Raw genomic sequence first — 14,021 nt, forward strand, 5'->3', positions numbered from 1 at the left:
TCAAAGCGAGTTGTCGTTCAGGCGGTGGCGCATCTGCAAACATGCGCTTTCGACCAGGTTCGCGATCGCCTCGAAATGGTCTAGCAGCCGTTCGGCCTGGATTCGTTCGCTGGTACCGGGGACGAATGCATCGGTCAGGCGTCGTTGCCGGTCCGCATTCTCGCGGCAGGTTGTCGCTCTGCTTTCGGCAAACTCGAGGTGCTCTTGTTCGCGACCCAACTTGTTCTCTTCGTCGAGCAGCAGCTTGGTGATCGTCGATCGGGTGCCGGCCGGAACGTCCGGTCCCTTCAACAGGTCCAGATAGTGATCGATGTTCGCACGTGCGATGAACCCATCCATGTAGGTGCCTCCAGCAAGACGCAGTCCCGACCGGCGAGGCCCGGCCGGAACGGAATGAACAACCCCACGACCATCCGTCGAATGCGAAGAGGAATGGCCACCCAGGACGCGCTCGACCTCCGCTAGGAGATGGCGCAGATCATCGGTCGAAAACGCCCGGAGAGCCTGCTGGACTCGTTTCCGAAGGCTTCCGATATCCCCGTTGTCTTCTCCCATTAGGCCCGCCGGCGGAAATGAGCGCGGAGCGCAGGGTTCCAATCCTAACACAGCGTGGTAGGGCGCTGGACCCTACTTCGCAGCAAATTCCCGTAATAATACGGGGGCGGATCGAGGGGCCGGGCCCCGCGGCCCGCGCCAAGCCAAAGCTCCGCACGCTCACTGGCCCTCATCCGGTCCGAGACGAGAGACCGCGCGCTTGACGATGGGTGGAAGGGGATAGTTCAAGATCGCCCGGGACAGCCGTAAACGCTCTTCGGTTCGAGCAAGCATCGTGCGCGTAAATTGGTTGCCGCGTTGCAGGTGGACTTGGCGCTCGGTGAGCCACTCCCGGGCGGCTTCTATCGGCGTCTGGTTGATGCGCGCAGCAAAAGCCGATTGGGGATTTTCCGATAGCACCGGTCCGGCCGCGTCCTGAAGAGCGGGTCGATGGCGTCCGTTCGTCCGTCCGATCGCGCGCAGGCGTTCGCGCCGGGTCGTCGCGCACAGCTTGCCGGCGGTGACCGCAAATCCATGATCGGCGATCCAGCAATCGATCGCGGGCCTTGAGACACTGATGTCGTGCTGGGGCGGTTCGGCCGGCGGCGGATGCCTGGAGATGACAGCAAGCCGGGCCTTGATCGCGGTTTCGGTTCGCCCGAGCGCGTCGGCCAGCAATCGTGGATGGATTCCGAAGGCCCGCAGCTTCAAGAGCTCTCGGTCTTCATCGCCGGACCATCGGGTGAATTTCCTGCTCTTTGAAATCGGCTTTCCCCGCACAGAGATCGGCCGTCAACAAAGTGACACCGCCCATATTTAAACCTGAGCCGACCCGTCGCGGTCAAGTCCGAGTTGTTCTTCCATGACGTTGTTCGGAAGACCACGGCTGCAAAGCATACCATCTATTCGGGCGGTGCGGCGATTTCGGCGCGTTTGATCAACTTTCGAAACAATATCCGCCCGTCGACAAAACTCGCCACGCAATCGTGGCTCTTCGCAAAATTGCGAAGTCGTCTCACAGCCACATCGTTCTCACCGAATAGCCGTTCGTAGTCATGCCGCATTATCGAGTGGACGGCCCCTTCCAGAAGGCCACCCAGGCGTTCTTCAAGCTCGGGAAGTGTGAAATTCCGGCGCATCCGACAACCCTTTCGGCATCCGGATACGGATATCCGGTGGTCGGGAATGCGTGTTGATGTGGGTCAATCGGCCGGACGATCGCGCGCGAAGCAAAGCTCCTGATCGGGTCGCGTCGCCCGCCTCACACCTCGAGCCATTCCTCGCGAATGGCGGCGTTGTTCTTCAGCTGCTCCGGGGTGCCTTCGAACACCACGCGGCCATGGCCCATGATGTAGACCCGGTTCGAGATCTTCATCGCGATCGACAGCTTCTGCTCGACCAGCAGGATGGCGACGCCGGCCTTCGCGATTCGTGCGATCAGCTCGCCGACCTGCTGCACGATCAGCGGCGCCAGACCTTCGGTCGGCTCGTCGATCATCATCAATTCGGGATCGCCGAGCAGGGTGCGGCAGGTGGTCAGCATCTGCTTCTCGCCGCCCGACAGCACGCCGGCCGGCGTGTCGGCGCGGCGGGCGAGGTTCGGGAACATGTCGAGCATCTCCTGCAGCCGCCACTTGCCGGGGCGGCGCGGATCCTTGATGCCGAGGATCAGGTTCTGGCGAACCGTCAGGCTCGGGAAGATGTCGCGATGCTCGGGCACATAGCCGAGCCCGAGGCGGGCGATCTTGTGGCTCGGCAGGCCCGCGATGTCCTGGCCCTTGAAGCGGATGGTGCCCTGCGGCGGCACTTCGCCCATGATCGCCTTGACGGTGGTCGAGCGGCCGACGCCGTTGCGGCCGAGCAGGCTGACCACCTCGCCGGCGGCGATGTCGAGATCGACGCCCTGCAGGATGTGGCTCTTGCCGTAATAGGCGTGAAGATTCCTGACCTCGAGCATCAGTCGACCTCCTCGCCGAGATAGGCTTCCTTGACCTTCGGATTGCCGCGGATCTCCTCGGGCGTGCCGGAGGCGATGATGTGGCCGTAGACCAAAACCGAAATGCGGTCGGCGAGGCCGAACACCACACTCATGTCGTGCTCGACGATGACGAGCGTGCGGCCTTCGGTGAGGCGGCGGATCAGCGCGACCGCGCGCTCGGTCTCGGCATGGCTCATGCCCGCGGTCGGCTCGTCCAGCATGATGACGCTGGCGCCGCCGGCGATCGTGATGCCGATCTCGAGTTCGCGCTGCTCGGCATAGGTGAGCAGACCCGCCGGCACGTCGCGGCGATGGCTGAGATGGATGTCGTCGAGGATCTGCGCGGTGCGCTGCTTCACCTCGGGCAGACTGTCGACGTTCTTCCAGAACGCGTAGCGATGCCCGGTCGCCCACAGCACGGCGCAGCGCACGTTCTCCCACACCGTCATGCGGGCGAACACGTTGGTGACCTGGAACGAGCGCGACAGCCCGCGCCGGTTGATCTCGAATGGCCGCAGGCCCGAGGTCACTTCGCCGTTGAGGCGGATCTCGCCCGAGGTCGGCTTGATGTGGCCAGAGATCAGGTTGAACGTCGTCGACTTGCCGGCGCCGTTCGGCCCGATGATGGCGTGACGCTCGCCCTTGGCGACGCTCAGATTGAGGTCGCGGATGATCTGGACATTGCCGAAGCTCTTCTCGACGGCGTTGACTTGAATGGCAGCGGTCATGCCAGATACCCCCGATCACGGGCCACCGTCGCGGCGCGATCCCAGGCTTCCGCGACGCGCCGCCAAGTGATGCGCGCAACCAGGAAGCCGCCGACCACCAGAACCGCGGCAGCCGCCCAGGTCGTTGGCGCCGTGGCAACAAACGGGATGCCGAGCAGATTGATCACGTCGCCGCCCGAGAAGCGCGCGACGGTCTCGATGGTCAGGATGATGCCGAGCGCAAACGCCAGCGTCGGGATCGCCGCGACCAGGTAGGACGGGATCACCGTGCCGAGCGTTCCGGCGCGGATCAGCGGACGGTGCTTCATCAGAATGCCCGCGATGCCGCCCGGCGCGAACATCACGATGCCGATGAAGATGACGCCGAAATAGAGCTGCCAGACCGAGGTGACGCTGGTCAGCCCGAGTTGCAGATAGGTCACCAGGATGGCGCCGAGGATCGGGCCGAAGAAATAGGCGGTGCCGCCGATGAAGGCGGAGAACAGCACGAGGCCCGATTGCGTCGCGCCGAGATAGGCGGAGTTGGCGATCTCGAAATTGATCGCGGTCAGGCCGCCGGCGATGCCGGCGAAGAAGCCGGCGAACATGTAGGCGAGATAGCGCACCACATGCGGATCGTAACCGATGAACTCAACGCGCTCCGGATTGTCGCGCACCGCGTTGCAGATGCGGCCCAAGGGCGTGCGGGTCAGCGCGTACATCGCGATCGCCGAAATCAGCACCCAGAACGCGATCAGGTAGTAGACCTGGATCTGCGGCCCGAAGGTCCAGCCGAACATCGGCATCAACGAAGTGCGGTCGGTGGTGATGCCGGATTCGCCGCCGAACACGCTGCGCAGGATCAGCGACGACGAGGCCACCAGCTCGCCGATGCCGAGCGAGATCATCGCAAACACGGTGCCGGCGCGCTTGGTCATGACCCAGCCGACCAGGAGCGCGAATGCCATGCCGCCGATGCCGCCGATCAGCGGGATCACCGGCAGCGGGATCGGCCAGTTGTGGTTCGCCACCGCGTTCATGACGTGCACGGCGAGGAAGCCGCCGAGGCCGTATTGCACGGCGTGACCGAACGACAGCAGGCCGGTCTGGCCGAGCAGGATATTGTAGGACAGCGCGAAGATGATCGCGATGCCGATCAGGCAGAACGAGGTCAGCGAGCCGCCGGAGGAGAAGATCAGCGGCAGCACGACGAGCGCTACGGCTGCGAGCACCCAGACGCCATAGAAGCCGAGGGCGCCGCCGGACTCCTGCTTGGCCGCGGCGAGGGTGGGCGTGGGAGCGTTCGTCATGATTCGCGCGTCCCGAGCAGGCCCATCGGGCGGAAAATCAGCACCAGCACCAGCAGCAAGTAAGGCAGGATCGGCGCGATCTGCGCGATCGTGACGTTCCAGATGTCGGTGAGCGGCGAGGGGCCGAGGCTCGGATCGAGCGGGCCGAACACGCTGGCGAGCGAGCCGTTCAGCGCCACCGCAAAGGTCTGGATCAGCCCGATCAGCAGCGAGGCGATGAAGGCGCCGGGCAGCGAGCCGAGGCCGCCGAACACGATGACGACGAACAGAATCGGCCCGAGCAGCGCCGCCATGTCGGACTGCGTCACCAGCGAGGGACCGGCGATGACGCCGGCAAGACCGGCGAGCGCGCTGCCGACACCGAACACCAGCATGAAGACGCGGCCGACATTGTGGCCGAGATGGCCGACCATGCTCGGATGGGTCAGCGCGGCCTGCACGATGAGGCCGACCCGGGTCCGCTTCAGCGTCACCAGCAGCGCGATGAAGATCACGACCGAGACCACCAGCATGAAGATCTTGTAGGCGGGGTAGTTGGTCGAGAACACGGTGAAGGCCGGAAAGTCGAGCGCCGCCGGGACCCGATAGTCCACCGGGCTCTTGCCCCAGATCATCGAGACGATCTCTTCGATCGCGAAAGCCAAACCGAAGGTCAAAAGCAGCTCGGCGACATGGCCGTGCTTGTGGGTGTTGCGCAGGCCGTAGCGCTCGACGCCCATGCCGACCACGCCGACCAATAGCGGCGCGATCACCAGCGCCGGCCAGAAGCCGATCCAGCGCGTGAGCTGAAAGCCGAAGAACGCGCCCAGCATGTAGAAGCTCGCATGCGCGAAGTTGAGCACGCCCATCATACTGAAGATGACGGTGAGTCCGCTGGACAGCAGAAACAACAGCATGCCGAACAGGACGCCGTTAAGCGTCGAGATGACGATGAGCTCAGCCACGGCGCACTCGCATGAGACTGGAACGGTTCACGTGATCAAAGACCTGTCGGTGAAATGAACTCCGGCGCCACCATGCGGCCGGATGACGAACGCCTCCGCAACCCGGCGGTCGCGGAGGCGCATTCCAAGGCGGTCGATCAGGGCCGCTTCATGTTGCAGGTGGTCGGAAGCATCGTCTGGGCGGTATCGATCTTGGAGACGATGTGCCAGCCCCAACCGGTGTTTTCCTCGTCGAACGGCTCCTTGGTCTTGTCGGCCAGCGAGCCGAACGAGGAGATGTAGATCGGCTGGAAGAACTGGTGGTCGTCCTTGCGCATGAAGCCCTCGCCGCCGTCGAACACGTCGAACTTCATGCCTTCGAGCGCGGCCGCGACCTTCACCGGGTCGATCGAGTTGGCCTTTTCCGCTGCTGCCTTGAACATCCGCATCTCATTGACCGCGCGCGGATACCACACGGAAATGCCGGTCTTGGCGCGGAAGTCCTTCTCGAAATCCATCGCCGCCTTGTTGCCGGAGTTCGGCACGCCTTCGCTGATCTGGAACACCTGGCCCTCGAGGCCAGTCTGCTTGATCGCGGTCGGTCCGCCGGCGCCGCCGGCATAATAGGTGTACCAGTTGACCTTGAGGCCGGCATCGGCAGCTGCCTTCAGCAGCAGCGCGAAGTCCTGACCCCAGTTGCCGGTCACGACGGTGTCGGCACCCGACGCCTTGATCTTGGCGATATAGGGCGAGAAGTCGGTGACCTTCAGCATCGGGTGCAGCTCGTCGCCGACGACCTGGATATCCGGCCGCTTTTCGCCCAGCATCTTGCGCGCGGCAGTGCGCACCGACTGGCCGAACGAGTAATCCATGTTGATCAGGTAGACCTTCTTGATGGTCGGCTGGCCCTTCATGTAGTTGGTCAGCGCTTCCATCTTGATGTCCGAGTTCGCATCCCAGCGGAAATGCCAGTAGCTGCACTTCTCGTTGGTCATGCTCGGATCGACCGCGGCGTAGTTGAAGTAGAGCACTTCCTTGCCGGGGTTGCGCGAATTGTGCTTGGTGACGAAATCTTCCAGCGCAGCGCCGACCGACGAGCCGTTGCCCTGGGTGATGTAGTGGACGCCGGCGTCGACCGCCTTCTGCGCCTGCACCAGGCTTTCCTGCGGGTTGGTCTTGTTGTCGAGCGGAACGATCTCGACCTTGTGGCCGAGGATGCCGCCCTTGGCGTTCAACTCGTCGGCGAGGTACTGGAACGTCTTCAGACCGCCTTCGCCAACGCTGGCGCCGCCGCCGGAGAGCGGATCGATATAGCCGATCTTGATGGATTCCTGCGCGGACGCCGCGCCTCCCAACACCGTCAGTGCTGCCGTGGCAGCAACGATCAGCCTACGCATCCTGCTTTCTCCCTTTGCTCATGTTTCTTGATCTTCAGCGATCGAAGCCGTCTCATAACCTCAATTGCCGAGCCTTCGCAACTTTCGCTTTGAATACTGCGTCAAGTTTTAGCAGGCGGTATTATGATGTTATAGGCTATAAACCCTTCGAGATGCCGCGAGATCCGGCAAGGATTTGAACCGCAAGTAAACTTTTGAATGAGGCGTTCCCGGTTCGCGATCGGGAGCCGACGTCGTTCGGGGCCCCTAAGGCGAGCCCGCGTCCGGAAGCATTATAGCGGCAGGATCCGAATTGGCGATTCAAGCCGGATGCCGGCGCGGCTTGAGGCCCGACAGGAATAGTCGCGCGAAATGATCTGCGACCTGCGCCGGAGGCCAGTCACGCCTGGTCTTGAACCAGATCGGATACCAATGGACCATTCCGGTTAGAATACGCTCGGCGAAGTATGTATCGATGCGGCGGATGCGACCCTCGTCGATCCAGCTCTGATAGCTGCTCTGGCTTTGCCGGATCGAGGCCAGGACCTGTCCGACATAGGCTTTCCGATCAGCGTCGCTGAGATAGTTGATGTTGTGGTAGGTCGCCTTCGGGCCGCAGGGCGTGTCGTGCAGCATCAGCAGCAGGCGGATCCTCTGCACGGTGTGCTCGAACGCTCCAAGGCTGTGCTCTTGCAGGTGCTCGCGAATGGCGATCTCGCCGGCGAGCCCGCGCCGCAGGCAGGCCAGCAGCAGGTTTTCCTTTTCACTGAAGTGATAGTAGATCCCGGCGCGGGTGATGCCCGCATCCGCGGCGATGCTCTCGAGCGACGTGCCCGACGCGCCCCTGCGGTTGAAGCTGTCGGAGGCGATCGACAGCATCCTGTCGAACTTGGCGGCCCGCTTGTTCAAGCTCGCGCGAGCCTCTAGGAACGGCGCAAGGCTGAGCGGTTCGGGCATCTCGGGAACCGCGATCTCGCGCCGGTACACGCCGTGCGTGATGATGTCGTCGATGGCATCGATCGCCTGCTGGCGCGTGTAGTAGTCGCGTTCGGACAGCCAGAACGGCACCCAGTCCAGCATGGAGATCAGCGCCACCGCCGTGAGCAGCGGCTCGTCGCAGGCGATTGAGCCGTCCGCCACGCCCCGCTGCAGGATATCCGCCAGCCGCGCGGCGTTCTGCCAGCGCTTGGCATGGACTTCGCTGCCGTAGGGCGCGGCGAGCGCGTCGATATCGGTGAACAGGATCATGCGCTGGCCTTCGGGCCGCAGCCTGCCGCGCACGAAGCGCCTGACGATCTCGAGCCCGTCGATGCCGGGCTCGGCGGCGGCCTCCATCTCGCGCCTGTAGATGGCGAGGCCGCGCAGATAGCAATGAAAGATCAGGTCTTCCTTGTCGCGAAAGTGATGATAGAGCGCGCCCGGCACAGCCTGTACCGTCGCCGCAACTTGTTCCATCGTGACATTGGCATAGGAGTGGCGGGCAAACAGCCGGGATGCAGCGACCAGAATCGCTTCAGCTCGATCTGTCAGCGCGGCGACTTGCAAGCTCCGATGCCCCTTCCGATTGCGGGATGCCGATCCGGACGGGAGATAATCCTCTCGGCACGCAACTTTCAATCGCCGATTTGGTCCGACGAAAGTCCCGTTGCGTGAGCGCGATGGCGGCATCGTCTGCCGCGTCGCAGCCTACTCCTGCGCAAGTGCCTTGTCGAAGAAGGCGGGCAATTCGTTGCGCAACTGCGCGAGCAGCGCCTCGCGATCGAAGCCGGGCGGATCGGCCGCGGCGTCGCCATCCAGGGTTTCGATCGGCGTGCCGGGGCGATCCATGAATGCGAAGTGCCATGCGTTGGGGATCATGTGAAACTCGGCGTGCGGCACATTCTGTGCGATCCACTCGGCATGGAAGCGCGGCACCAGCCAGCGGTCGCGTTCGGCTGCGTAGACCGCGGTCGGTAGCTTGATGGCGGCGAGCGATGCGGCGGTGAAGAACACGCCGGCCGGTGCCATCGCGATTACTGCGCGCACCCGCGGATCGGTTGCGTGCGGCAGCAATGTCGTGGCCGGCGGTGACTTGGAGCTGCCCCCCATGCTGCAGAACAGTGGATCGTCCTTGCGATCGGTCTCGCAATGCGCGCCGATGCGGGACAGGTCGACCTGGCCGCCGGCCAGTGCGATCACGGTGTAGCCGCCGGCGGAGTGTCCGACTACCCCGATCCGCGGACCTTGCGCATCGGTCGCGATCTTGTCCTTCCACTCGGGGTCGGCCAGCAGCGCATCGATCACCCGTGATACCTGGCGCGGCCGTTCGGTGAAGAACGTCCCCGGCGGCTGCTGCCAGATCGAATGATCCTGCCAATTGTCGCCGGGATGCCGCAGGGCCGCGACCAAGTAGCCGTGCCGGGCCAGTGCCTCCGCCAGGCTGGAGTGCCCGATTTCGGAGCCGCCTGTTCCGTGGCTGATGATGATCAGGCCCTTGAATTTTGGATCCGGCGGCGCCCCGATCGCCGCCCGGACTGTGAACGAGCCCATCGGGATGGCGCGGGCCGGTGTTTGGGTGGGGTAATAAAGTGCGACAGGAATTGCCGCCGGATTGGAGGGGGAGACCGGGATCGTGATCTGGCGCCAGCCCGCCTCGGTGGCCTCGGCCGCGGAGGGCGGCACCAGCACCGGGAGGGCCAGCAGGCCAAGACAGGACAGGCCAAGACAGGACCAGAGCCGCCGCAGGCGAGCCGCCGGAACCAACGAAAATTTCATGAGTGCGTCCTCGAATGATCGACCGTTGGGCTGCTATAGGAGGAGGCGGTCTCGGGTCCACGTCCACTTCGTGAACGGCAGTTCTTATACGCCAATGACCATCACCGAATTTTTCCGCCAGGATTCAATGGCCCTGCCGCGGCGCCACGCCGCGCTGCTGCTGCCGGTGGTGACCGGCATCGCGCTCGCGATCGTGGGCGCGTTCGGCACCTATGTCGGTATGAGCTTGCTGACGCGGCTGCTGCACTTCGTTACGGGGGCGCTGCTGATCACCGCGCTGGTCATCGCCGTCACGGCGTTGGTGCGACGCTATCTGTTCTCCGGTGCCGAGCCGCTCTGGGCCGCCATCGGCGTCGCGGTGGCGGTTGCGCCGATCGGCGGCTGGATCGTCCACCAGTTGTTATGGCTGCTGGCGCCCCGAGTGCTTCCCTTTGTGACCTATCGCGACCTCGCCCTGCAGGTGCTGTCCATCAACCTGTTCCTCGGCCCGTTGATCTGGGCGATCCGGCGGATGCCTGCCGAAGCCACTGATCTTGCCATCGACCCGGCACAGCCGGCGTCTCCGCCGGACATATGCTGCTCGTTTCGGTCGAAATTGCCGTTTGCGGTCCGCAACGCGGCCGTCCTGTCCCTGAGTGCGGAGGACCATTATGTCCGCGTGCGCACTGATCGCGGCGAGGCCCTGATCCTGATCAATCTGGCCGATGCCGTCGCAGCCCTGGGGCCGGAGACCGGGGTGCGGATCCATCGGTCGCACTGGGTCGCCCACGCCGCGATCCGGGGGCTGGCGCGTCAGTCCGGCCGGCTTGGCGTCCGGCTCGACCACGATCTCGTCCTGCCGGTGAGCCGCGCCGGGCAGAAATTGCTGCGTAATCAGGTGGATAGAGTACCTAGCGACGCCTGATCCGGGAAAGCCGCGTCATCGTGGCCAAGGCGCTTGGCCGGATCGCCGGAACATCGTAAGACAAGTATCTGGTATACCACGGACCGCCGGCAAGAAGTCCGGGAGTGGTCTTTGAAAGAGGAAACATGGCACGCAACATTCTGATCCTTGGCGCTTCCTACGGCTCCCTGCTGGGGACCAAGCTTCTGATGGCGGGGCACAACGTGTCCCTGGTGTGCCGCAAGAACACCGCCGACCTGATCAACCGCGAAGGCACCGAGGTGCGGATCAAGCTGCGCGACGAGAAGGAGCACCGCTCGATCTTCTCGCGCGACCTGCCGGGCAAACTCGACGCCGTGACGCCCGCCGATGTCGACGTGTCGCGCTACGACATGGTCGGGCTGGCGATGCAGGAGCCGCAATACACCAACCACACGGTTCGCGTGCTGATGATCAAGATCGCGGCGGCCAAGCTGCCGTGCCTGTCGATCATGAACATGCCGCCGCTGCCCTATCTGAAGCGGATTCCCGCGCTCGCCGGCATGGACCTCGAGGAGGCCTACACCAACGCGCAGGTGTGGGAACGCTTCGAGCCGGGCCTCGTCACGCTGTGCTCGCCGGATCCGCAGGCGTTCCGTCCGCCGGAGGAGAAGGCCAACGTGCTGCATGTCGGCCTGCCGACCAACTTCAAGGCCTCCGCCTTCGCCGACGACAAGCACAACAAGGTGCTGCGCGAGCTGGAGGCCGACATCGACGCGGTGACGCTCGACGGCCAGGACGTGCCGGTGAAGCTGAAGGTGTTCGACTCGTTGTTCGTGCCGCTCGCCAAGTGGTCGATGCTGCTGACCGGTAACTACCGCTGCATCACGCCGACCGAGCCGCAATCGATCCGCGACGCCGTGCACAGCGACCTCAACCGCTCGCAGGCGATCTACGACCATGTCGACGGCATCGCGCGCAAGCTCGGCGCCGATCCGGCGGACCAGGTGCCGTTCGCGAAATACGCCAAGGCGGCGGAAAGCCTGCTCAAGCCGTCATCGGCGGCCCGCGCAGTCGCCGCCGGCGCGCCGTTCATCGAGCGCGTCGACCTGCTGGTGAAGCTGATCTCGCATCAGCTCGGCACGCCAAGCGCCGAGATCGACCGCACCGTCGAGACCGTCGACCAGAAGCTGAACGAGAAGATCGTGCAGGGCGGCTCCGGCGCGGAGTGACGCACGTCGATGGCGGGGGCGGCAAGCGCCCTCGCCATGCATCGGCGATCGGCAAAGCATCTAATCCCGGCTCGCGAACGCATGGCTGGGCCCATCCAATTGGGCTAGGCTCGCGTAGTTGCGGTTGGGAGCCACGACATGCCGAACAAATTGCTTCCTCTCCTTGCAATCTACGGCGACCTCGACCGCGCGCGCGACATCCTGCGTGCGTGGCAGCCGCTCGACCATCTCTCGCCCGCCGACGCCGAGCTTGTCGTGAAAGCGATTGCCGAAGGCATCGCGCGCGGACGCCGGCACGGGCTCGAAATGGGGCAGTGCCACCTCGCGGCGTGAGTTGCGGTCACCGAGCACTTCCTTGGCGCTCGCATGCAGCGACCTGCACTCGTGGTGAGCACACTCGTCATCCTTGTGAGGTGAGCACATCAGTGAGGCTCCCTCTCCCGCAAGGGGGAGGGAGCCCGTCCGCCGGTGGCTGCCTCGCGCGGAAGGTGGAAGGTTTGCGCCGTCAGCCCTGATGCGTCACGGCCAAGATCGTCACTGACCGCGTCTGGTGGCTAGGGGTCTGGAAATCGATCGTTTGGCCGACCGACAACCCGATCAATGCGGCGCCGACCGGCGTCAGCACCGAGATGCGGCGGAGCGCGATGTCGGCTTCGTGCGGATACACCAGCACGACTTCCCTGACGTCGCCGGTCTCGTCGTCGCGATATCGCACGCGCGAGCCCATGCGGACCACGTCGTGCAGGTCGGCATCGTCGGCGACGAGCCGGGCGCGGTCGGTCTCGCGCGCGAGGAACTGGGCCACGCGCGGGAACACTGCCATGCTGGAATCGGCCAGCGCGCTGAGGCGGTGCGCCTCGCTCGCGGCGATGACGATCGGCGGCAATGCCGCGGCGGTAAAGCTGTTTGGAATGCTCTGGGGCATGTCGGTTTGACCTTGCGGTTGATCGAAGGCGCAACAGCGCCGGCGCGCGAATGCGGCGCGCGGCACGACGGACTGAAATGATGTTGAAGACGTCTAGGGAATCCGGACGGCGCGCGATCGCCGGCCGGCTAATTGCCTGCGTGCAGACGTCCGGCGCGCAATCCAAGGCGCGCAATGCGGGTGTCGATGCTCAGCGTGTCGATCATGGCAGCATCAACATAGCCGCTCGTGCCGTCGCATCCATTGCGGCGAAAGCGCGCACGCGCGCGCTGCCGCTGAACGGGCGTCAGGGCTGGCCGATGCCGGTGAGGCCGAGCACGGCGCCTGCGGCGAGCGCAAGCAGCGGATGGATGCGCGTCGTCGTGGTGGCGATCGCGACGCCGGCCGCGATCAGGATCGTGCCCCAGCTCGAGGTCGAGGCGTGAGTGATGACGATGGCACTGGCGGTGACGAGGCCGGCGGTGACCGGCACCAGCCCGGCCTGCACCGTGCGCCGCCAGGGCCGGTCCTTGAAGCGCTCCCAGAGCCGCAGCGCGAAGCCGGTGACCAGCGACGATGGTCCGAACTTGGCGAGCGAGGTCACCAGCACGCCGGAGAAGCCAGCAACATGCCAGCCGACCAGCGGCACCACCATCATGTTCGGCCCTGGCGCGGCCTGCGCCAGCGCGAACAGCGCGCTGAATTCCTGCGCGGTCATCCAGTGATGGATGTCGACCACCTGGCGCTGCATCTCGGGCAGGATGGTGTTGCCGCCGCCGAAGGCCAGCAGCGAGAGCTCGGCGAATATCAGCGCGAGCGTGACGAGGGTTGCGGTCATGACGCCTGCCTCGCGCGCAGGACAATGCTGAGCGGTGCGAGCGTCAATAACGTCGGCAGCAGCGGCAGCCGGAATATCGCGATCGCCAGCACGCCGAGCGCGACGATGAACAGGCCGGTGACATCGCGCCGCAACGGCCAGGCGATCTTGATCGCGGTGGAGATCAGTAGCCCGGCCGCAGCGGCGGCGAGGCCGCCGAACAGATGACGCACCACCGGATCGTCGGCGAAGCGGCCATAGATCACACCGAGGCAGATCACGACCGCGGTCGGCACCGCGATCAGGCCGAGGATCGAAGCCAGCGCGCCGGGAATGCCGCGAAACTTCAGCCCGACCGCGACCGACATGTTGATGATGTTGCCGCCGGGCAGGAACTGGCACAGCCCGAGCAGGTCGGTGAACTCCGCGCCGGTGAGCCAGCCGCGCTTTTCCACCATCATGTGGCGCGCCAAGGGCAGCACGCCGCCGAAGCCAGTCAGTCCGAGGATGAAGAAGCCCGTGAACAACTCGCCGATGTCGGGCGCCTCGTGCTTGGTGGTGAGGGTGGCGGGGGCTGCATCCATCGGCGCGTCGGCTCCGTTTCTTGTCGTGTTCGACCCGAAC

Annotated in this window: 15 protein-coding genes; 3 read left to right on the plus strand and 12 right to left on the minus strand. The window is 64.7% G+C overall.

Going from position 1 to position 14,021, the window contains the following annotated elements:
• The 9 genes from CK489_RS42170 to CK489_RS12185 all read right to left on the minus strand — a co-directional run bounded on the left by CK489_RS42170 (position 1) and on the right by CK489_RS12185 (position 9,582).
• Entirely contained in the window at positions 1-339 is a 339-nt protein-coding gene (locus CK489_RS42170) for a hypothetical protein (RefSeq protein ID WP_245350333.1), read from the minus strand.
• A gap of 375 nt (positions 340-714) precedes the next feature.
• On the minus strand, positions 715-1,245 hold the full coding sequence (locus tag CK489_RS12150) for a hypothetical protein (protein ID WP_050630645.1): 531 nt from the start codon (positions 1,243-1,245) through the stop codon (positions 715-717).
• Positions 1,246-1,795: 550 nt separating this feature from the next.
• On the minus strand, positions 1,796-2,491 hold the full coding sequence (locus tag CK489_RS12155; RefSeq protein WP_021078467.1) for an ABC transporter ATP-binding protein: 696 nt from the start codon (positions 2,489-2,491) through the stop codon (positions 1,796-1,798).
• Complete coding sequence (locus CK489_RS12160; protein WP_050423451.1) at positions 2,491-3,240, minus strand: ABC transporter ATP-binding protein; 750 nt, start codon at positions 3,238-3,240, stop codon at positions 2,491-2,493. The genes CK489_RS12155 and CK489_RS12160 overlap by 1 nt, the downstream gene beginning before the upstream one ends.
• On the minus strand, positions 3,237-4,529 hold the full coding sequence (locus CK489_RS12165; RefSeq protein ID WP_050630647.1) for a branched-chain amino acid ABC transporter permease: 1,293 nt from the start codon (positions 4,527-4,529) through the stop codon (positions 3,237-3,239). Before CK489_RS12165 ends, CK489_RS12160 begins: the two co-directional genes overlap by 4 nt.
• Positions 4,526-5,473 (minus strand): branched-chain amino acid ABC transporter permease, encoded by a 948-nt coding sequence (locus tag CK489_RS12170; RefSeq protein ID WP_021078464.1) that lies wholly within the window; start codon positions 5,471-5,473, stop codon positions 4,526-4,528. Before CK489_RS12170 ends, CK489_RS12165 begins: the two co-directional genes overlap by 4 nt.
• Positions 5,474-5,610: 137 nt before the next feature.
• Positions 5,611-6,849 (minus strand): branched-chain amino acid ABC transporter substrate-binding protein, encoded by a 1,239-nt coding sequence (locus tag CK489_RS12175; protein ID WP_050630649.1) that lies wholly within the window; start codon positions 6,847-6,849, stop codon positions 5,611-5,613.
• Positions 6,850-7,149: 300 nt separating this feature from the next.
• Positions 7,150-8,496, minus strand: coding sequence for a TetR/AcrR family transcriptional regulator (locus CK489_RS12180; protein ID WP_283807264.1), 1,347 nt, complete (start codon positions 8,494-8,496; stop codon positions 7,150-7,152).
• An 18-nt stretch (positions 8,497-8,514) separates the two neighbouring features.
• On the minus strand, positions 8,515-9,582 hold the full coding sequence (locus CK489_RS12185) for an alpha/beta hydrolase family protein (RefSeq protein ID WP_143278127.1): 1,068 nt from the start codon (positions 9,580-9,582) through the stop codon (positions 8,515-8,517).
• Between the two features lie 94 nt (positions 9,583-9,676).
• Between CK489_RS12185 and CK489_RS12190 the strand changes: the two genes are divergently transcribed.
• The 3 genes from CK489_RS12190 to CK489_RS12200 all read left to right on the plus strand — a co-directional run bounded on the left by CK489_RS12190 (position 9,677) and on the right by CK489_RS12200 (position 12,009).
• Positions 9,677-10,486 carry a LytTR family DNA-binding domain-containing protein gene (locus CK489_RS12190; RefSeq protein ID WP_158226432.1) on the plus strand — a complete coding sequence of 270 codons (810 nt, stop codon included), beginning with the start codon at positions 9,677-9,679 and terminating at the stop codon, positions 10,484-10,486.
• Positions 10,487-10,611: 125 nt separating this feature from the next.
• A complete protein-coding gene (locus tag CK489_RS12195) occupies positions 10,612-11,676 on the plus strand; it encodes a ketopantoate reductase family protein (RefSeq protein WP_095732487.1) in 1,065 nt (354 codons plus the stop codon).
• Between the two features lie 138 nt (positions 11,677-11,814).
• Complete coding sequence (locus CK489_RS12200; RefSeq protein ID WP_095732488.1) at positions 11,815-12,009, plus strand: hypothetical protein; 195 nt, start codon at positions 11,815-11,817, stop codon at positions 12,007-12,009.
• A 172-nt stretch (positions 12,010-12,181) separates the two neighbouring features.
• Here CK489_RS12200 and rnk read toward each other — a convergent pair whose 3' ends face one another.
• From rnk to CK489_RS12215, 3 genes are all read right to left on the minus strand, one after another.
• The gene (gene rnk / locus CK489_RS12205; RefSeq protein ID WP_245350334.1) at positions 12,182-12,601 is read right to left on the minus strand and encodes a nucleoside diphosphate kinase regulator; all 420 of its coding nucleotides are present in this window, start codon (positions 12,599-12,601) and stop codon (positions 12,182-12,184) included.
• Positions 12,602-12,887: 286 nt separating this feature from the next.
• On the minus strand, positions 12,888-13,418 hold the full coding sequence (locus tag CK489_RS12210) for a chromate transporter (RefSeq protein ID WP_095732489.1): 531 nt from the start codon (positions 13,416-13,418) through the stop codon (positions 12,888-12,890).
• On the minus strand, positions 13,415-13,981 hold the full coding sequence (locus CK489_RS12215) for a chromate transporter (protein WP_050630655.1): 567 nt from the start codon (positions 13,979-13,981) through the stop codon (positions 13,415-13,417). Before CK489_RS12215 ends, CK489_RS12210 begins: the two co-directional genes overlap by 4 nt.
• Positions 13,982-14,021 lie beyond the last annotated feature (40 nt).

It is taken from the genome of Bradyrhizobium sp. UFLA03-84 (genome assembly GCF_002289535.1).
Taxonomy (GTDB): Bacteria; Pseudomonadota; Alphaproteobacteria; order Rhizobiales; family Xanthobacteraceae; genus Bradyrhizobium; species Bradyrhizobium viridifuturi.

Excerpts from the sequence above, each read along its gene's own strand:
- rnk (WP_245350334.1), bottom strand. The coding sequence starts at position 12,601 with ATGCCCCAGAGCATTCCAAACAGCTTTACCGCCGCGGCATTGCCGCCG.
- CK489_RS12195 (WP_095732487.1), top strand. The coding sequence starts at position 10,612 with ATGGCACGCAACATTCTGATCCTTGGCGCTTCCTACGGCTCCCTGCTG.
- CK489_RS12210 (WP_095732489.1), bottom strand. The coding sequence starts at position 13,418 with ATGACCGCAACCCTCGTCACGCTCGCGCTGATATTCGCCGAGCTCTCG.
- CK489_RS12180 (WP_283807264.1), bottom strand. The coding sequence starts at position 8,496 with ATGCCGCCATCGCGCTCACGCAACGGGACTTTCGTCGGACCAAATCGG.
- CK489_RS12185 (WP_143278127.1), bottom strand. The coding sequence starts at position 9,582 with ATGAAATTTTCGTTGGTTCCGGCGGCTCGCCTGCGGCGGCTCTGGTCC.
- CK489_RS12175 (WP_050630649.1), bottom strand. The coding sequence starts at position 6,849 with ATGCGTAGGCTGATCGTTGCTGCCACGGCAGCACTGACGGTGTTGGGA.
- CK489_RS42170 (WP_245350333.1), bottom strand. The coding sequence starts at position 339 with ATGGATGGGTTCATCGCACGTGCGAACATCGATCACTATCTGGACCTG.
- CK489_RS12200 (WP_095732488.1), top strand. The coding sequence starts at position 11,815 with ATGCCGAACAAATTGCTTCCTCTCCTTGCAATCTACGGCGACCTCGAC.
- CK489_RS12165 (WP_050630647.1), bottom strand. The coding sequence starts at position 4,529 with ATGACGAACGCTCCCACGCCCACCCTCGCCGCGGCCAAGCAGGAGTCC.
- CK489_RS12160 (WP_050423451.1), bottom strand. The coding sequence starts at position 3,240 with ATGACCGCTGCCATTCAAGTCAACGCCGTCGAGAAGAGCTTCGGCAAT.
- CK489_RS12215 (WP_050630655.1), bottom strand. The coding sequence starts at position 13,981 with ATGGATGCAGCCCCCGCCACCCTCACCACCAAGCACGAGGCGCCCGAC.
- CK489_RS12155 (WP_021078467.1), bottom strand. The coding sequence starts at position 2,491 with ATGCTCGAGGTCAGGAATCTTCACGCCTATTACGGCAAGAGCCACATC.
- CK489_RS12190 (WP_158226432.1), top strand. The coding sequence starts at position 9,677 with ATGACCATCACCGAATTTTTCCGCCAGGATTCAATGGCCCTGCCGCGG.